Below are 18,300 nucleotides of genomic sequence, written 5' to 3'. Positions count from 1 at the left end.
TATGAAATTAGGATATCTTAAATATGAAGAAAAAAATTATTGTTGTAAGTACTTTCTTTCCACCAAGGGAGCATATAGCTTCCCATAGAATCGAGTCTTTTGCTAAATATTTATCCCAGAGATATGAGGTTATAGTGATCACATATGCTCATATTGAAAGAATTGAGAAATATTATTTTGACTCATCTAATAGTTGTCAAGTGCTATATATTAGCAATGGGTTTTTCCAGAGAATATTGGAATATACGGGTAAAGAAAGTAATCTTTTAAGAAATTTTAAAACATTATTCAGAGTTATATTTAATAAGTTAAATATAAGTCATTTTAGAGCTTGGGAAAAGAAAGTTGAAAAGAAAATAGTAGAATTAATCAATTTAGAAGATATATCTGTTATTTTAAGCTCATATTATCCAGAAAGTGCTCTTGAAGCATCATATAATGCCTTGATCAAAACAAAGAGTGATAATATTAAATGGGTGGTTGACTTTAGAGATGAGTATAGTAGACAAATTAATATAAGTAGCTATATATATCACTTTAGGCGTGAAAGAGAAAGAAAATATTCTGAACGTGCAGATGTTTTAACAACAATAAGTGAGCCTCATTTAAATAGTTTTAGAGAAGATATGCCTAATATAGGTTCCTATATTGAGTTAAGAAATGGATTTGATCATGATTTTTATTTTGATTATGAGAAGGATGATTTTTTCAAAATAGGATATTTTGGTAGTTTTTATGGAGATAGAAAGCCGGATATTTTTTTTGAGGCAGTTAAAAATATAAGTCATCTAATTCCATTTAAAATATTTATTGCTACTTCATCTCATAATTTCTATATACCAGATAAAATAAGAGAAAAAGTTGTTTTATTACCTTATCTTTCTTATAAAGAGAGTATTGTTAAAATGTCTCAAATGGATTGTAATCTATTAATTCTTCCAAGAGGAAAGCAAAGAGGTATTTATTCTGGAAAGTTATTTGATTATATATCTGTTGGAAGAAGTGTTCTTGCATTAGTAGATCCTTCAGATGTTGCGGCGAAGCTAATAGAAGATCTTAACTGTGGATATATTTCAGAAGTTAATGATGTTGAAGCTATTGAGAAAATGATTAATAGAGCTTATCTTGATTGGATTAATGGCAGTTTAGCAGTGGCTAGTAAAAGTAATATTGATAAACTACATCGAAAATATCAAGTTGAAAAGTTAATTAATATACTATAAAAGTGGATAGGTAAAATATTTATATAGTTTTTATTTAGGTATTTTGAATGTACAAATACGTTATTTTTGGTGATGCTACTAGTCCTCATTTATTAAAGTGGGCTAAAGTTTTAAATACAAAAGTAGATTTATATGTTGCTTCTAGTACATCTTTTAGCAATGAGTGGGATACTTTTTTATTACCTGAAAAAAGATTATCATTTAACCAGGGGAAAAAGCATGGTGGAGGTAATTTATCTATTTTATTTAAAGTTTTTAATTTATATAAGTGGATAAATGGAATCAAGCCTGATATTATTAATCCTCATTATTTAACTTCTCACGGCTTCATGATTTTTTTATTGAAAAAAATATTTGGGTTAGATTTTTTTATGTTATCTTCTGCTTGGGGAAGTGATATTTTAGTTACGCCTAATAAAAATTTATTATATAAATTAGCTATTAAATATGTTTTAAATTACTCTGACTTATGTACTAGTGACTCAAGAGACATGTCAGAAAAAATGAGGAAATTAGGTGCTAAAAAAATATATACTTTCTTCTTTGGTTTACTTGATGAGCCTACATATCCCTCTTTTTGCAAAGAGAAATGGCTTTTCTTTAGTAACAGAGGATTAGAGGATATCTATCAACCATTTCAAGTGCTTGACTTTTTCCGAGATATTTCTAGAAATAATCCTGCAGCTAGATTAATTATCGCAAATAAAGGTAGCCTAGAACCTGAAATGAAAGCTTATGTAGAGGAGTATGGATTAGTTCCTAAAGTTTCTTTTGTGGGGTTTCTTTCCGAAGAAGAGCAGCAGCATTACTATAAAAAATCTCAGTGGTATTTTAGTTTGCCTAAAAGTGATTCTGGTTCTGTTTCGTTGTTAGAGGCTATGGCTTTTGGATGTATTCCTATTTTGAGTGATTTGCCTGCAAATAGAGAAATTGTAGGAGATAATGGATTAATTCTAAAAAAGAATGATGATTATTCTAAGCTAGAAGAAATAATTTCTCGAAAGAATGATATTATTGATAATAATTATAAATGGATTTTAGAAAAAGGATTGTTTAAAAAATCGATCAATGTTTTACTTAGTAAAATTGAAAATTTTATTTGAGGATATTTTATGAAGATGCTTACTATTATTGGAGCAAGACCACAGTTTGTTAAAGCTGGAATTGTATCTAAAAGAATAAGAGAGTTATCAAATATAGATGAAATATTGCTTCATACAGGTCAGCATTTTGATCCAAATATGTCAGAAATATTTTTTGATCAAATGTGTATTCCAAAACCTGAGATTCAGTTGGGTATTCATGGTGGATCTCATGGAGAAATGACAGGAAGAATGCTCATTGATATTGAAAAAGTTATTTTTGACCTTAGACCAGATAAAGTAATGGTTTATGGCGATACTAATTCAACATTAGCAGGAGCTTTAGCAGCTACAAAATTACATATTCCTGTTGTCCATGTAGAGGCTGGATTACGCAGTTTTAATATGAGAATGCCTGAGGAGATAAATAGAATCCTTACGGATCAAGTCAGTGATATATTATTTTGTCCTACAGATACTGCAATGGATAATTTGCGTAAGGAGGGGTTTGAGCAAAAAAATGTATCTATGCTGAATGTTGGAGATGTGATGCAAGATGCTGCATTACATTTTGTGCATAATGCTATTAAACCATATGGAATTATTGATAACTCTTACTTTATTTTGGCTACATTGCATCGAGCAGAGAATACTGATGACCCTACACGATTGAGAAATATTGTAGTAGCACTTAACACAATTCATCGTGAGATTGTGCCCATTGTATTACCTTTACATCCGAGAACGTTAAAAAAGATTAAACAAAATGGGTTGCAACTCGATGTTAATGTGATAGAGCCAGTTGGGTATTTAGAAATGTTATGGTTATTGAAGCATTGTCAATTGGTTTTAACAGACAGTGGTGGTGTTCAGAAAGAGGCGTTTTTCTTTTCTAAATATTGTGTAACGATGCGAGATCAAACCGAGTGGGTAGAATTAATTAAACATAATGTAAATACTTTAGTTGGTGCTGATACAGAAATTATTATTAACACGGTCAAGAATAATATTTCTAAGGATGTTAGGGATAGCTCCCAGCTATATGGTGGTGGGAATGCCGCTAAAAATATCGTTAGTTTTTTGAGTCAGTCATGAATATTCTTTATATTAATCATTATGCAGGTTCTCCAGAATATGGTATGGAGTTTCGTCCTTACTATATGGCTAAGGAATGGAAAAGCATGGGGCATAAAGTCACCATATTATCAGCATCATTTTCGCATTTGAGAAAAAAACAACCGAAGTTACAAAATGGTAAAAAGACAATTGAACATCTAGATGGCATTGAGTATGTATGGTATCCAACACCGAGCTATAGCAAAAATGGTATCTCTCGTGTAATTAATATTACATATTTTTTGCAAGCATTATGGCGTGATACAAAGTTTTTGGTTGATAACTATAAACCCGATGTAGTGATAGCATCAAGTACTTATCCAATGGATATTTGGGTTGCCAAGCATATTGCTAAAAAAGCAGGTGCTAAGTTAGTTTATGAAGTGCATGATTTATGGCCTTTATCTCCGATTGAATTAGGAGGAATGTCACCGAATCACCCATTTATTTGGGTATGTCAATGGGCAGAAAATTACGCATATAAATATTCGGATGTAGTTGTGTCTATGCTACCTAAAGTGCATGAACATATGAGGCAGCATGGTTTGGAGCTAAATAAATTAGTCATTATCCCAAATGGCATTGTAGAAGAGGATTGGCAAGAAGAATCTATCAAGGAATTGTTGGATGGAGAATTAAAAGATTTTCTTATTAATGCCAAAAGTCAAGGAAAGAAAATAGTTGGGTATGCAGGCTCTCACGGAGAACCTAACGCCTTGAATTATTTGCTTGATGCGGCTAATATATTAAATATGGATGATGATATTGTATTTGTTTTAGTTGGTAATGGGTTAGAAAAGAATAATTTACTTGATATTAAGAAAAAAAGAAATCTTAAAAATGTTTATTTTTTTGAACCTGTTTCTAAATATGAAATCCCTAGTTTATTAAAATATTTTGATATTGCATACATAGGATTAAAATATGAACCATTATTTAGGTTTGGTGTGAGTCCAAATAAACTAATGGACTATATGATGTCATCGACACCAATTCTATATTCTATTAATGCAGGAAATGATCTTGTCGCTGAGGCTAAATGCGGTTTAAGTGTTGAGGCTGAAAATCCTGAAGCAATTTCAAATGGAATTAGAAAGCTCCTCGAGCTGTCAGATGAAGAACGGAGAATATTGGGAGAAAATGGAAAGAAATATATATTGCAACATCAAACCTATAAGAAGTTAGCGAGCGAATTTATCAAAGCAATAGAGAAATAATGTGATTAAAAAGACAGAGCTGCTTTGCAGCTCTGATCCAGTTTGGTTAGAATTGTTCTATAAGAGAAAAAGTCCGTTGTTGATCACTTAATTACCGCTAATACTGTTTTTATCATTGTAAGTAGATCCCTACTAAACGAATAATTTCGAATACTCTCTAAATTCCATTTCATTTTTTCGGGAAGTACTTTTTCAATGTATTCTTTATCTGAATCTTCAGCATTAGATAAAAGTCTATCTTCATTTTTATATTCAATACTCGCTTCACTTGTAATGCCTGCTGGCAAGAGTAATGTTGACATCATTTCCGCAGTATAGTTATTTACGTATTTGGGTACTTCAGGTCTAGTACCAACAAAACTCATTTCTCCTTTGAGAACATTGATTAATTGAGGGAGTTCATCTAAACGAGTTTTTCTGAGCTTTTCTCCAATAGTTGTAATCCGTTTGTCATTATCCACTGTGACTTGTGAACCTAAAGACTCCGCATTTGCTACCATTGTGCGAAATTTATAAATTTTAAACTCTCTGCCATATTGAGTTATTCTTGTTTGTCTGAAGAATATCTCGCCTGGACTATCCTTATTAATTTTATAAGCTATATATAAAAATAAGGGAGATAGTAAAATCAATAAAATAGTAGCTAAACATCTATCAAGAGCAAATTTAAACAGTAGGCTAATTTTCTTTTTCTTCAAGTAGTCATAATACGGCTTCACTGATTCATTTTTTATTTGTGAAGGTAAATCATTCCAATTTCTCAAAATCATATTAATCACTCAAAATTCGCTTGAAGTTTTCAATAACATAATCAATTTCCTCATCAGTTAGCTGGGTATGTAAAGGTAATGTTACCTCATTACAATATTGTTGATAAGCATTAGGGAATTGCTCTATTGAAAAGCCGAGTGATTTATATGCTGTATGCATAGGTAAAGGCTTGTAATGAACATTAGTCGCGATACCAGCTTCTGCCATTTTTTCGATAAATTGGTTACGGTATTCTTCATCTTTATTTAATAGGCGTGTCAAAAATAAATGTCCACTACTTGAATATTCATTTGTAAAATGAGGCAGAATATCAATATTAGAATTTTTTAATCCAGAAATATATTTATTAATAATTTCTTTTCGTTTTTCTAATAGGCTAGGATAACGGTTGAATTGTGCTAGTCCAATAGCTGCACTAATATCTGTCATATTACATTTATAGTAGCAGCCTTGGATATCATATTCCCAAGCACCTAACTTAGTTTTAGCTAATGCATCTTTACTTTGACCATGCAAAGATAGTAATTGAAACTGGCGGTAAAGATCCTGATTATCTATACCATCAATATTTTTCCAAGTAGCACATCCACCTTCAGCTGTAGTAAAATTTTTAACTGCATGAAAAGAGAAACTGCTAAAATCAGCAATATTTCCCGTCATTTTATTCTTCCATATACTACCTAAAGAATGTGCGCAGTCAGCAACAACCGCAATGCGACCTATTTTCTGCTGTAAATCATTAGAAGGTTTAAATAGGGATTTTTTGCGTTCTACTATTTTGAAAATTTTATCGTAATCGCAAGGAACTCCAGCTATATCAATTGGAATAATTGCTTTTGTTTTATCGGTAATGGCATTTTCTAATGCCTCGTAATCCATTTGATAGGAGTTTGGGCTTGTATCTATTAGCACAAGTTTTGCTCCAATATGGATAACTGGGCTTGCGCTGGCCGTATAGGTATAGGCACAGGTGATGACCTCATCACCTTCTTTAATGCCTAATATTCTAAGGATAAGTTCTAAAGCTGCTGTTGCTGAATTTAAACAAACTACTTTCTCTGTACCTATGTAGGAGGCCAGTTTATTTTCTAATTCTTTTGTTTTAGGGCCTGTAGTTATCCAACCGCTCTTTAAGGCAGAAATTACTTCGTTAATTTCTAAATCTGTAATATCAGGAGGAGAGAAGCTAATTTTCACCGTTTATTCCTTAATGTATATATTATTGAGATAAATTTTGATATACCATATCACAATTTTCTGTTGTTGGGCTAAAAGCTGTAGATGAAGAAATCAATAAATCCCTAATCTCATCAATCTTGTATTCTGAACACAGTATATCTAGTTGTTGCAAAATATTATTTAGCACATGCCAATCAAGCATTGTTTCGGTAGCGGTCATAATACGAGGGTGTAGCGTTCCTTGCACATTTTCCCCAATAAGTAATTCTTCATATAATTTTTCACCCGGTCTAAGACCCGTAATTAAGATCTCAATATCCCCATCAGGATTTTTTTCATTTTTTAATGTTAGACCGCTTAAATGAATCATTCTTACGGCTAAATCATAAATTTTTACTGGTTTACCCATATCTAAAACAAAAACATCTCCACCTTTTCCCATTGCACCAGCTTGGATAACTAGTGAGGCGGCCTCAGGGATTGTCATAAAAAAGCGCGTGATTTTTTGATGTGTTAATGTTATTGGGCCACCTTCTTGAATCTGTTTATTAAATAATGGAACCACAGAACCCGAAGAACCTAAAACATTTCCAAAACGAACCATACAAAAACGCGTTGTATTTTGCGTTTTGGCCAATGCTTGTAGAATTAATTCAGCCATACGCTTTGTTGTACCCATTATATTGGTTGGACGAACCGCTTTGTCAGTAGAAATCAAGACAAAAGTAGAAACTCCTGCTTCAATAGCTGCTTGGGCACAATATAAGGTTCCAAAAATGTTATTACGAATCCCTTCAACAACATTGTATTCAACTAAAGGAACGTGTTTATATGCGGCTGCGTGGTAAACCGTTTCTACTTTGAATGAACGCATTATAATATCTAGTCTATGCTTTCTTTGTACCGAACCCAATAATGGAATTAGTTCAACGTGTTGAAAATCAGCATTTTTTAATAATTCTTGGTGTATTTGATATAACGAAAATTCATTTAACTCAAATAAAATTAACTTTTTAGGTGATTGCTTAATAATCTGACGGCATAACTCAGAACCGATAGAACCACCAGCACCGGTCACCATAACAATTTTATTTTTTATATCCTGCGCCAATAAGGACTCAATGGGAGTTACTGGATCACGCCCTAAGAGATCAGAAATTGAAACTTGATTTAAACTAGTTAAATGTGCTTTACCGCTGACAATATCTTCCATTCCTGGTATTGTAAGTACTTCACATTTATATTTACTAATTCGATTAATAATCGCTTTACGCTGACTTTGCGTTGCACTAGGCATTGCTAATAGGATTTTTTTAATGTTTTTATTGTCTATTAATTTGCCTAATGATTTAGGGCTATAAACAGTAATGCCATGTAATATGGTTTTATGCAGAGCTTTATTATCATCAATAAAGCCAATGACTGAATAATGAGAACTTTGATTTAAGGCTGTTAGTAGTTGTCGGCCTGAATAACCAGCCCCATAGATCAAAACTTTAGTTCTAGAATCTTTATTATGACTAAGTAACATTCGCCATAAAAAACGAGTGTATGTAATAAAAATAGATATAAAGATAAAATAGAGAAAAGGAATTGATCTAGGTAAATTGAAGTATAAATACAACGGCTAATAGCGTGGCTGTTGATAAAATTGAAGCAAGAATAGCAACTTGAGTAAATTTTATTGTAACAAAACGAATAATAGCCCGATATAATCCTAGCTTGATGAAAAAAAGAACAGAAATACTTCCAACTAGTAAAATTATATACCAGTTTTTAGCTTGGCTAAGTTCTTGGTTAAACTCTAGCCTAATCCCTAGGGCGAGAAAGTAAGAGAGCGTGATCAAAAGCATATCAATAATGATTGATATAAGCCTTTTTATACTGCGGGGTAAGGATAAGATGTAATCAAGCATAAGTTTCTGAACTCTTGAAACACATAGAATGTTAAATTGTTTGATGTTTGTAAAAATACAAACTTTATAGCTCCAGTATTTTACCTTAAGCTATTGTCAATAGTCAATTGAGAAGTTATGCCGTTTTTTTAACTTAAAATAATGTAAATAGTAGAAATATTATGAAAAAAAGTGTAGTATTTGAATAAATACCATAGGAAAGTAGGTAAGTTAGCAATGATTCTTTACAAAAATTCTTATTCATTTGTTATCAATTTAACAATGACGATATTCTTTGTTGGTCTGATAGTAATACCAAAAGCGTATGGAGTGGGAATAGTATTATCTGTATTAGGATTATTTTATTTTCTAGTTGCTTATTTTAAGAATAAGGTGAATGTTTTTAATAAAAACTATCTAGGGTTTTATATTATATTTTGTATTTATTTTTTTGTATATCTCTTGGTGATGTTTATTTACTCAGAATCAAGTAAAACACTAGACGAACCTAGTCGAGCCTTATACTTTTTATTGATATTCTTTTTATTACAATTTGTTAGAGATAAATTAAAGCTACTACTGTATATAATTCCTTTAGGTGCTATTGCCGCTGGGCTTGTTGCTTCCTATCAAGTTTTTATCCTTCAACAACAACGTGCGTTAAGCTTTTCGTTTCAGATGCCTATCCAACATGGAGATATGGCTATGTCTTTAGGGATGTTTAGTCTAGCTATATTGTTTTATTGTTTAAAGAAAAATATGGGACAATTAGCACTATTAAATTTTTTTGGGGTATTAGGTGGTGCTATGGCTAGTCTGCTAAGTTTATCAAGAGGAGGCTGGTTATTAATGCCATTGATTATTGTAACTATGTTTTATATAAATAATAAATATTTTTCTAAACGTTCAGTAGTAGCTATTCTACTTTCTTTATTTATATTTGGTGGTACATTTTTAGTAAATAAAACGGCAATCATTCATAGACTTGAAGTTGCGTATAATCAAGTTAGTTATTCACTGAATAATAAAGAAAATGTAAAAAGGGATGGTTCTATTGCTCCTAGGTTGGCTTTATGGAATGCAGCTTGGATAGCAATAAAAGAAAAGCCTATTTTAGGCTGGGGGGATAAAGGCGCAAAACTTAAAAGACAGCAGCAATTCGAGGAGGGGGTATTGAATTATCATGATAGTCAATATGGTCATGCTCATAATCAATATATTAATGATTTCTTGGAGCGAGGTGTTATTGGTTTAGCATCTCTGTTGTTAATATTTTTATTTCCATTATGGAAGTTTTATAAAGCTTACAAAGAGAATAAAAGTAATATAGACATTCAATTACTTGCAATACTAGGAATAATACATATTACCTCAGTTATGTCTTATTGCTTAACTCAGGATTTTTTAGATCATAATTCGGGTAATATGTTTTACTTTTTTTTAACAGTATTATTTTATGCCATGATTTTAAGTTTTCAATCAGATAAGAATAGATAAGTTTATATTAAATTAATTTTATGTTTTTCACTATGCAATACCTCCTACTCTCCCTCTTCACCCTCGCTGCGGTGATTTTCATTATTAATTCACATTATCGCTGGACGTATTTTTTTGCGATTGCACAGTTTGTGTTGTTTTTCAGTTTAATGTTTAGCCTTACAGGGCAGTGGCAGCGTGGGCTGAATTTTGCGGCGGTGCTGTTTGTGGTGTTGATGCTTTTCCATAGGCTGAAAATTCATTTTTATAAACAACCGCTCTTGGTGTCGGATTTCTTTTTGGTTTTCGATTGGCGGAATTGGGAAACCTTATTGCATTATCGCTCAGCGATTTTTGCCATTGTGGGGCTGATTGGCTTGTTGGTCTATGCCGTGATGGGCTGGTCCTCAGCAGACGTAGCAAGTATTGAATGGCGAATTTTGGCAAGTGCGGTGCTTTTTTTCACGATTTTTGCCATTTGCCATTACAGCAAAAATAAATCAGCCATTAAGCAATGGCTTGATTCCTTGCCTGATGATGGGCGAGATGTGTTTTTAAACCTACCAATGTCTTGCCGTGGTGTGTTTTTTAAACCGCCTGTTTTTGATGGGGATACAGATTATTTTCTTAAACAAAAACAACAGGTTGCTGATTATCCACTTACCACACAGGCAGAGAAACCAGATATTGTGGTATGGCTTCAAGAATCTACCTTAAACCCGCATAGCTTTGTATTTGAAAGCGGCAATATTCCGCCAATTACAATGTATGAAAATCAGGCTGATACCAAGTTTAACAGCCATTTGCGTGTGCATACTTTAGGTGGTGCAACCTGGAAATCAGAGTTTGCGTTTCTGTCTGGGCTGCCTTCAACGGATTTTGGCGCAATGGCGAATGCCGTGTTTTATTCTGTTGTGCCACATTTGCAATACAGTTTTATCCAAAATCTGAAAGCGCAGGGCTATTATTGTGTGGCTTTATCGCCGTTCACAAAAGGCAATTACAACGCCAAGCCGGCCTATGATCATCTTGGTTTTGATCTAATGTTGCAGCCCCAAGAGTTGGGTTATCCCGCACCGTTAAGCAAAAATTTATGGACGATTGGCAGTGATGAAATGAGCCAATATGTGCAGAAAATTTTGCAAAAAGAAGGTATTCCTGCGCTTGAAAAGGTGAATCAGCCTTTATTTGTTTATGTTCTTACAATGCGTGAACACGGGCCTTATCACGATGTTGGGAATGTATTTAATCTACAAAATCAAGGGTTTACCGCTAAAGGAACGGGCGAATTAAACGATTATATCCAGCGAATTGTGAAGCTCAATGATGTTATCGAAGATTTCAATCGCTATATGCAAAATCGTCATAAACCTTATGTGCTGGCTTATTTTGGTGATCACCAAATTTCTATTAGTGGTGCGCAGCCTGCTTATCAATTTGATTATCCAAATCCGGATTACATTACGCAATTTGTGGTGCGTAGCAATATGCAAACTAACTTTGAGCAACAACAGGATTTCCTTGATTTAGCACAGGCAGGCGGTTTAATTTTAGAAATTGCAGGATTGCCAGCCGATGAATTTATGCAAGCCAATATTGCAATGCGCAAACTGAGCGGTGGAAAATTGCAAGATTGCCAAGATGAGCAATTATTGGCAGGCTATCGTCACTATTTGTATCAACAATTAAAGGTGGCGAAATAGATGAGCAAGCAAATCGAAACCCACCCATTTCCTGCGATATTGCCACCGCACGCCACAGTGATGATGATGGGAAGTTTTCCCCCTAAGGCGGAAAAACGCTGTATGGAATTTCATTATCCCAATTTTCAAAATGATATGTGGCGTGTGTATGGCGAAGTGTTTTTCGGGCGTGCAGATTATTTTCAAGTGCCAAATGAAAAACGCTTTGATCCCGCACGAATTAAGGATTTTTTATGGCAAAAGGGCATTGCATTATGTCCAACGGTGCGCAAAGCCATTCGGGAGCAAGATAATGCTTCAGATAAATTTTTGAAAGTGGTGGAAAGCGTAAATCTTAGCGAAGTGCTGCCCCAAGTGCCGCAATGCCACTGGATTTTCACCACAGGGGGCAAAGCTACTGAGATTTTGCTTTCTCTATTGCCTGAAAAGGTCAAAGCACCGAAAACCAACAGCTTTATCTCTTACCCTTATCCCGATTTTTCGCTCAATTTATATCGTCTGCCGTCCACTTCAAGGGCTTATCCACTTGCCTTTGACAAAAAAGTGGCGGCCTATCGGAGATTTTTTGAAATGGTGGGATTGGTTTAATAAAATACTTTGATCGATTATATATGAATAATTGTTTCATTATTAACTAATAAGAAAAAGTGATTTTCATTATTATGAATTGTATAGGTAATGCAATTCCGTTATGATACGCGCTCTTTCGCTCCTACTGGAGTAAGATTATTTTTAAAGGAAACATTATGAATTCATTAAATAAAATTAGCCCTTATGCACTCGGATTATTACGCATTATTGCAGGCTATATGTTTTTATTACACGGCACATCAAAATTCTTTGAATACCCAGTTTCAATGACAGGTGGCAACGGTGCTGTGGAACTCTTTTCAATGATGGGCATTGGCGGTGTGTTAGAAATCGTTGGTGGTGCATTATTGATCTTAGGGTTATTTACTCGCCCAGTGGCATTCATTCTTTCTGGTATGATGGCGGTGGCATATTTCCAAATTCATGCTTCTTTGGATAACGTGTTATTGCCAATCGTCAATAAAGGTGAGCTTGCTGCGCTATATTCTTTAGTTTTCTTAAACTTTGTGTTCTTAGGCGCAGGCGCTTTTGCATTAGATAACAAAGTCTGCAAGAAAAGCTAATAACACTAATTTGTCTTTTTTAGAGTTGTTGATTTTAACCCGCATTAGCGGGTTTTTTTGTCTTTTGAGAAAAATAATTCAAAAATACACCGCACTTTTGCCACGACTTGCCTATGGAAATCTTGAGTTGTTGGTTTTTTGTTAAGAAATTTGATTTCTTGCTACATAAAAGCAAACGATTGCGTTATAATGCGGGCGTTTTTTCATTTCATTAAATTAAAGGAAATCTCAATGCAACCAAATCGCCCAATTCGTCAGGCTTTACTTAGTGTTTCAGACAAAACTGGTATTGTGGAATTTGCTCAAGGCTTAGTGCAACGTGGAGTGAAACTGCTTTCCACTGGTGGCACGGCAAAATTATTAATGGAAAAAGGTTTGCCTGTTATCGAAGTATCCGATTACACAGGCTTTCCAGAAATGATGGACGGGCGAGTGAAAACCCTGCACCCGAAAGTTCACGGCGGTATTTTAGGACGCCGTGGGGTTGATGATGAAATAATGGCGCAGCACCAGATTGATCCCATTGATATGGTGGTAGTGAATCTTTATCCTTTCGCCCAAACCGTGGCAAAACCAGATTGCACCCTTGAAGATGCAGTAGAAAATATTGATATTGGCGGCCCAACAATGGTGCGATCTGCAGCGAAAAATCATAAAGATGTGGCGATTGTGGTGAATAATCAGGATTTTTCTGCGATTTTGGCTGAAATGGATCAAAATCAAAATGGCTTAACCTTAGAAACACGTTTTGATTTAGCCATCAAAGCCTTTGAGCATACCGCACAATATGATGCGATGATCGCCAACTATTTTGGTAAATTGGTGAAACCTTATTTTGCCGCAAATGAAGAAGAGCAAAATGCCCTGTGCGGCCAATTCCCACGCACCTTGAATTTGAATTTTATTCGCAAACAAACAATGCGTTATGGGGAAAATGGTCATCAAAATGCTGCATTTTATGTGGAAAAAGAACAAAAAGAAGCCAGCGTATCCACGGCAAAACAGCTACAAGGCAAAGCCCTTTCTTATAACAATATTGCCGATACGGACGCCGCACTGGAATGTGTGAAAAGTTTTAATGAACCTGCTTGCGTGATCGTGAAACACGCGAACCCTTGCGGTGTTGCCTTAGGCGAAGATATTTTAGATGCCTACAACCGCGCCTATCAAACCGATCCAACTTCAGCTTTCGGCGGCATTATTGCCTTTAACCGTCCTTTAGATGAAGCAACAGCACAAGCCATTGTTGATCGTCAATTTGTTGAAGTGATTATTGCCCCAGTGGTGCAAGAGGGGGCGAAAGCCGTATTGAAAGCGAAGAAAAATGTACGTGTTTTAGAATGTGGCGAATGGCATAGCGAGCCACAGCAACGCTTAGATTTTAAACGAGTTAATGGCGGATTATTAGTGCAAGATAGCGATTTAGGAATGGTCGATCTTGCTGATTTACAAGTGGTGAGCAAACGTAAGCCAACAGAAAAAGAACTGCAAGATTTACTATTTTGCTGGAAAGTGGCGAAATTTGTGAAATCGAACGCCATTGTGTATGCCAAAGATAATCAAACCATCGGTATTGGCGCAGGACAAATGAGCCGTGTTTATTCAGCCAAAATTGCGGGCATTAAAGCACAAGATGAAGGCTTGGAAGTGAAAGGTTGCGTAATGGCGTCTGATGCCTTCTTCCCATTCCGTGATGGTATTGATGCTGCTGCCAAAGTAGGCATTGAATGTGTGATTCACCCAGGTGGCTCAATGCGTGATCAGGAAGTGATCGATGCCGCAGATGAACACAATATGGTGATGGTGCTAACGGGAATGCGTCATTTCCGTCATTAATTAAAAGTGGGGTAGAAAAAATGAATATTTTAATTATCGGAAATGGTGGGCGTGAACACGCCCTTGCGTGGAAAGTAGCGCAATCCCCTTTAGCCAGTAAAGTGTTTGTTGCCCCGGGCAATGCAGGCACAGCGAGAGAAAAGGGTTTCGGCAAAAGTGCGGTGGAAAATGTGGCAATTTCTGCGACAGATATTCCAGCATTAGTGAAATTTGCCCAAGAAAATCAAGTGGGCTTAACCATTGTAGGGCCAGAAGCCCCGTTGGTAGCAGGCGTTGTCGATGCCTTTGAACAAGCAGGTTTAACCATTTTTGGCCCTAGCCAAGCCGCCGCTCAGCTAGAAGGCTCAAAAGCATTCACCAAAGATTTCTTAGCGCGTCATCAAATTCCAACGGCAGAATATCAAAACTTCACAGATGTAGAACAAGCCCTTGCTTATGTTCGCCAAAAAGGCGCACCGATTGTGATTAAAGCAGACGGTCTGGCAGCAGGTAAAGGTGTGATTGTGGCAATGACGTTAGCGGAAGCAGAAGAAGCCATTAAAGATATGCTTTCAGGCAACGCCTTTGGTGATGCAGGTTCACGCGTGGTGATTGAAGAGTTTTTAGATGGCGAAGAAGCCAGTTTTATCGTGATGGTGGACGGCAAAAATGTTGAGCCAATGGCAACCAGCCAAGATCACAAGCGTGTGGGTGAGAGCGACAAAGGCTTAAATACGGGCGGAATGGGCGCTTATTCGCCAGCCCCTGTGGTTACCCCTGAAATTCATCAGCGTGTGATGGAGCAAATTATTTATCCAACCGTGCAAGGAATGGCGGCTGAAGGCAATGTATATAAAGGCTTTTTATATGCTGGCCTGATGATCGATAAAAATGGTCAGCCAAAAGTGATTGAATTTAACTGCCGTTTTGGTGATCCTGAAACGCAACCTATTATGATGCGAATGGATTCTGATTTGGTGGAACTTTGCTTAAAAGCCTGCGAAGGGAAGCTCGATCAAGTTAAATCGCAATGGAAAAAACAAGCCGCGCTAGGCATCGTGCTTGCGGCAGAGGGCTATCCTGCGGATTATCGCAAAGGTGATGAAATCCAAGGGTTACCAACTACTGAGCAGGCAGATGAAAAAGTTTTCCTTGCAGGCGTGAGCGAAGAAAACGGTAAATTGCTCACCAACGGCGGACGGGTGCTTTGTGCCACCGCATTAGGTGATTCCGTGCTTGATGCTCAACAGAAAGCCTTAAAACTCGCTGAACAAATTCAATGGCAAGGACGTTTCTTCCGCCATGATATTGGCTGGAGAGCTATTGCACGCGAGAAGTCATCGTCATAGATGAAAAAAATTCATCAAGATGATGAGAAATTAACAATTAAATTTTCATTAAAAAGTGTAACAGAACAGGGTAAACTATCCCCCATATTTTGAAACAAAGAGGACAAACACAATGTTAAAAAGAAGTATGAACATCGCTGATTACGATCCCGTATTATGGCAAGCCATTTTAGACGAAAACCGCCGTCAGGAAGAACATATCGAATTAATCGCATCAGAAAACTATGCCAGCCCACGCGTAATGGAAGCGCAAGGTTCCCAATTTACCAATAAATATGCGGAAGGTTACCCAGGTAAACGCTATTATGGCGGCTGTGAGTATGCGGATATTGTTGAGCAATTAGCGATCGACCGTGCTAAAGAATTATTTGGCGCAGATTATGCCAATGTGCAACCGCACTCAGGTTCACAAGCCAATGCGGCGGTTTATATGGCATTGTTAAATCCGGGTGATACCATTTTAGGAATGAGCTTGGCACACGGCGGACACTTAACTCACGGTGCCTCAGTGAGCTTTTCGGGCAAAATTTATCACGCAGAACAATATGGTATCACTGATGAAGGCGTAATTGATTATGACGCATTGCGTGAACAAGCGCTACGCGTTAAGCCAAAAATGATTGTGGGTGGTTTTTCTGCCTATTCTCAAGTAGTTGATTGGGCGAAAATGCGTGAGATTGCTGATGAAGTTGGCGCTTATTTATTCGTGGATATGGCGCACGTTGCAGGCTTAATCGCTGCAGGTGTTTATCCAAACCCATTACCGCACGCGCACGTTGTGACAACCACAACGCACAAAACCTTGGGCGGCCCGCGTGGTGGCTTGGTTTTAGCGAAAGGCGGTGATGAAGAGCTTTACAAAAAATTAAACAGCGCTGTTTTCCCAGCTGGCCAAGGTGGTCCATTGGTTCACGTTATTGCGGCCAAAGCGGTATGTTTTAAAGAAGCTCTCGAGCCAGAGTTTAAAGCTTATCAGCAACAAGTGGTGAAAAACGCAAAAGCGATGGTGGAAGTGTTTAAACAGCGTGGTTATAACGTGGTGTCTAACGGCACAGAAAACCATTTATTCTTAGTGGATTTAGTGAGCCACGGTTTAACAGGAAAAGCCGCCGATGCCGCATTAGGCAAAGCGAACATTACGGTAAACAAAAATGCCGTACCAAATGATCCACAAAAACCGTTTATCACTTCAGGGATTCGTGTAGGCACACCTTCTGTGACTCGCCGTGGTTTTAAAGAAGCAGAAGTGAAAGAGCTAGCAGGCTGGATGTGCGATGTGCTTGATGCCGTGGGTAAAGAAAACGAAGCAGAAGTTATCGCAGCAACAAAAGCGAAAGTGCTAGATATTTGTCAGCATTTGCCGGTTTATCCTGCGTAATTTTTTAGTATCGTGCGAAGCAGGCTGGATAGGGTATCCAGCCTGTTTTTTATTGGGATATAAAATGAGGTAATACAATAGTTCTTTAATTACAAAAACTTTGCAAAAAACCACCGCACTTTATTTTATAAGGGTTATCTGATTTGCCAAGATTCATCTGTTAGTAGTTGGCCAAAATGGCTTTCAACTAAACGTTTGGTAATATCATTTTGTGGGTGAGTGAAGACATCACGGGTTGTGCCGTATTCGATCATTTTGCCTTCGTCCATCACCAACACATCATCAGAAATATGCTTAATAATGCCCAAATGTTGCCCCACATAAATATAAGAAATACCTAGTTTTTCTTGGATTTCGAGCATTAAATTCATTAGCTGAGTTTTCACCGTGGCATCGAGTGAGCCAAGGGCATCATCGGTGATGATGATTTCAGGCTCAAGGATTAAGGCACGAGCCAGAGCAACACGCTGTTTTTGGCTCACTGACATTGTGTTGATTTTTATGCTGGCGTGATCGGGATAAAGCCCTACCAGCTTGAGAGTAGCAAAGATTTTTTCATCACGCTCTTCTTCGGTTAAATCTGTGGCAAGGCGTAGTGGGGTATCCAAAATTTGCCCGACATTGAGTTTTGGGTTGAAAGAACTATTTGGATCTTGGAAAACCATTCGAATATGCTGCGAACGGTAGTGATAATCGCCAAACTGTAAGGGATTATTTTTAAACAAAATTTCCCCCGCACTTGGTGCGATAATCCCCACGATCATTTTTACTAAAGTGGATTTTCCTGAACCATTTTTGCCAATAATCGCTAAGGTTTTCTTACTCTCTAACTGGAAGCTGACATTTTCCACCGCAACAAACTGGCTAGATGAAAAAATGCCGACATTATCATCAAAGGATTTGGATAAATTTTCAATTTTTAATAAGGCACTCATTCGCTTT

The 18,300-nt window shown here is 36.5% G+C and carries 16 protein-coding genes; 11 read left to right on the top strand and 5 right to left on the bottom strand.

Translation table 11 applies throughout. The features are described from left to right. The first annotated feature begins 23 nt into the window (after positions 1-23). From ELZ61_RS08730 to ELZ61_RS08715, 4 genes are read left to right on the top strand one after another with little or no spacing between them, the layout of a single operon-like run. The gene (locus ELZ61_RS08730; RefSeq protein WP_126372985.1) at positions 24-1,223 is read left to right on the top strand and encodes a glycosyltransferase family protein; all 1,200 of its coding nucleotides are present in this window, start codon (positions 24-26) and stop codon (positions 1,221-1,223) included. A gap of 47 nt (positions 1,224-1,270) precedes the next feature. Continuing rightward, positions 1,271-2,326 (top strand): glycosyltransferase, encoded by a 1,056-nt coding sequence (locus tag ELZ61_RS08725; protein WP_126372983.1) that lies wholly within the window; start codon positions 1,271-1,273, stop codon positions 2,324-2,326. Positions 2,327-2,335: 9 nt separating this feature from the next. Then, the gene (wecB, locus tag ELZ61_RS08720; protein ID WP_126372981.1) at positions 2,336-3,400 is read left to right on the top strand and encodes a non-hydrolyzing UDP-N-acetylglucosamine 2-epimerase; all 1,065 of its coding nucleotides are present in this window, start codon (positions 2,336-2,338) and stop codon (positions 3,398-3,400) included. Then, a complete protein-coding gene (locus ELZ61_RS08715; RefSeq protein WP_126372979.1) occupies positions 3,397-4,638 on the top strand; it encodes a glycosyltransferase family 4 protein in 1,242 nt (413 codons plus the stop codon). Before wecB ends, ELZ61_RS08715 begins: the two co-directional genes overlap by 4 nt. A gap of 83 nt (positions 4,639-4,721) precedes the next feature. Here ELZ61_RS08715 and ELZ61_RS08710 read toward each other — a convergent pair whose 3' ends face one another. From ELZ61_RS08710 to ELZ61_RS10830, 4 genes are all read right to left on the bottom strand, one after another. Next, the gene (locus ELZ61_RS08710) at positions 4,722-5,408 is read right to left on the bottom strand and encodes a sugar transferase (protein WP_126373658.1); all 687 of its coding nucleotides are present in this window, start codon (positions 5,406-5,408) and stop codon (positions 4,722-4,724) included. Between the two features lies 1 nt (position 5,409). Beyond that, the gene (locus ELZ61_RS08705; RefSeq protein WP_126372977.1) at positions 5,410-6,606 is read right to left on the bottom strand and encodes a DegT/DnrJ/EryC1/StrS family aminotransferase; all 1,197 of its coding nucleotides are present in this window, start codon (positions 6,604-6,606) and stop codon (positions 5,410-5,412) included. A gap of 22 nt (positions 6,607-6,628) precedes the next feature. Next, the gene (locus tag ELZ61_RS08700) at positions 6,629-8,119 is read right to left on the bottom strand and encodes a polysaccharide biosynthesis protein (RefSeq protein WP_277870317.1); all 1,491 of its coding nucleotides are present in this window, start codon (positions 8,117-8,119) and stop codon (positions 6,629-6,631) included. A 67-nt stretch (positions 8,120-8,186) separates the two neighbouring features. After that, positions 8,187-8,504 carry a hypothetical protein gene (locus ELZ61_RS10830; RefSeq protein WP_277870316.1) on the bottom strand — a complete coding sequence of 106 codons (318 nt, stop codon included), beginning with the start codon at positions 8,502-8,504 and terminating at the stop codon, positions 8,187-8,189. Positions 8,505-8,720: 216 nt separating this feature from the next. Here ELZ61_RS10830 and ELZ61_RS08695 point away from each other — a divergent pair, with 216 nt between their 5' ends. The 7 genes from ELZ61_RS08695 (at position 8,721) to glyA (ending at position 17,358) form a co-directional block, all read left to right on the top strand. Next, entirely contained in the window at positions 8,721-9,980 is a 1,260-nt protein-coding gene (locus ELZ61_RS08695; protein ID WP_126372975.1) for an O-antigen ligase family protein, read from the top strand. Positions 9,981-10,012: 32 nt separating this feature from the next. Next, positions 10,013-11,662: an LTA synthase family protein gene (locus ELZ61_RS08690; protein WP_126372973.1), complete on the top strand. Its 1,650-nt coding sequence runs from the start codon at positions 10,013-10,015 to the stop codon at positions 11,660-11,662. Further along, on the top strand, positions 11,663-12,250 hold the full coding sequence (locus tag ELZ61_RS08685; RefSeq protein ID WP_126372971.1) for a DNA glycosylase: 588 nt from the start codon (positions 11,663-11,665) through the stop codon (positions 12,248-12,250). A 158-nt stretch (positions 12,251-12,408) separates the two neighbouring features. Continuing rightward, entirely contained in the window at positions 12,409-12,816 is a 408-nt protein-coding gene (locus ELZ61_RS08680; RefSeq protein WP_103854912.1) for a DoxX family protein, read from the top strand. A 231-nt stretch (positions 12,817-13,047) separates the two neighbouring features. Further along, on the top strand, positions 13,048-14,652 hold the full coding sequence (gene purH / locus ELZ61_RS08675) for a bifunctional phosphoribosylaminoimidazolecarboxamide formyltransferase/IMP cyclohydrolase (RefSeq protein WP_126372969.1): 1,605 nt from the start codon (positions 13,048-13,050) through the stop codon (positions 14,650-14,652). A gap of 20 nt (positions 14,653-14,672) precedes the next feature. Then, a complete protein-coding gene (gene purD / locus ELZ61_RS08670; protein WP_126372967.1) occupies positions 14,673-15,980 on the top strand; it encodes a phosphoribosylamine--glycine ligase in 1,308 nt (435 codons plus the stop codon). A 112-nt stretch (positions 15,981-16,092) separates the two neighbouring features. Continuing rightward, positions 16,093-17,358, top strand: coding sequence for a serine hydroxymethyltransferase (glyA, locus tag ELZ61_RS08665; RefSeq protein ID WP_126372965.1), 1,266 nt, complete (start codon positions 16,093-16,095; stop codon positions 17,356-17,358). A 134-nt stretch (positions 17,359-17,492) separates the two neighbouring features. Here glyA and ELZ61_RS08660 read toward each other — a convergent pair whose 3' ends face one another. Then, positions 17,493-18,293 carry a peptide ABC transporter ATP-binding protein gene (locus tag ELZ61_RS08660; protein ID WP_126372963.1) on the bottom strand — a complete coding sequence of 267 codons (801 nt, stop codon included), beginning with the start codon at positions 18,291-18,293 and terminating at the stop codon, positions 17,493-17,495. Positions 18,294-18,300 lie beyond the last annotated feature (7 nt).

Origin of the sequence: Avibacterium volantium (assembly GCF_900635775.1) — a bacterium.
Lineage (GTDB): Bacteria > Pseudomonadota > Gammaproteobacteria > Enterobacterales > Pasteurellaceae > Avibacterium > Avibacterium volantium.
Note: the sequence above shows the minus strand (reverse complement) of the source record. Positions and strands in the feature narration are given on the sequence as shown.

Excerpts from the sequence above, each read along its gene's own strand:
- ELZ61_RS08730 (WP_126372985.1), top strand. The coding sequence starts at position 24 with ATGAAGAAAAAAATTATTGTTGTAAGTACTTTCTTTCCACCAAGGGAG.
- ELZ61_RS08725 (WP_126372983.1), top strand. The coding sequence starts at position 1,271 with ATGTACAAATACGTTATTTTTGGTGATGCTACTAGTCCTCATTTATTA.
- wecB (WP_126372981.1), top strand. The coding sequence starts at position 2,336 with ATGAAGATGCTTACTATTATTGGAGCAAGACCACAGTTTGTTAAAGCT.
- ELZ61_RS08715 (WP_126372979.1), top strand. The coding sequence starts at position 3,397 with ATGAATATTCTTTATATTAATCATTATGCAGGTTCTCCAGAATATGGT.
- ELZ61_RS08710 (WP_126373658.1), bottom strand. The coding sequence starts at position 5,408 with ATGATTTTGAGAAATTGGAATGATTTACCTTCACAAATAAAAAATGAA.
- ELZ61_RS08700 (WP_277870317.1), bottom strand. The coding sequence starts at position 8,119 with ATGTTACTTAGTCATAATAAAGATTCTAGAACTAAAGTTTTGATCTAT.
- ELZ61_RS10830 (WP_277870316.1), bottom strand. The coding sequence starts at position 8,504 with ATGCTTGATTACATCTTATCCTTACCCCGCAGTATAAAAAGGCTTATA.
- ELZ61_RS08695 (WP_126372975.1), top strand. The coding sequence starts at position 8,721 with ATGATTCTTTACAAAAATTCTTATTCATTTGTTATCAATTTAACAATG.
- ELZ61_RS08690 (WP_126372973.1), top strand. The coding sequence starts at position 10,013 with ATGCAATACCTCCTACTCTCCCTCTTCACCCTCGCTGCGGTGATTTTC.
- ELZ61_RS08685 (WP_126372971.1), top strand. The coding sequence starts at position 11,663 with ATGAGCAAGCAAATCGAAACCCACCCATTTCCTGCGATATTGCCACCG.
- ELZ61_RS08680 (WP_103854912.1), top strand. The coding sequence starts at position 12,409 with ATGAATTCATTAAATAAAATTAGCCCTTATGCACTCGGATTATTACGC.
- purH (WP_126372969.1), top strand. The coding sequence starts at position 13,048 with ATGCAACCAAATCGCCCAATTCGTCAGGCTTTACTTAGTGTTTCAGAC.
- purD (WP_126372967.1), top strand. The coding sequence starts at position 14,673 with ATGAATATTTTAATTATCGGAAATGGTGGGCGTGAACACGCCCTTGCG.
- glyA (WP_126372965.1), top strand. The coding sequence starts at position 16,093 with ATGTTAAAAAGAAGTATGAACATCGCTGATTACGATCCCGTATTATGG.
- ELZ61_RS08660 (WP_126372963.1), bottom strand. The coding sequence starts at position 18,293 with ATGAGTGCCTTATTAAAAATTGAAAATTTATCCAAATCCTTTGATGAT.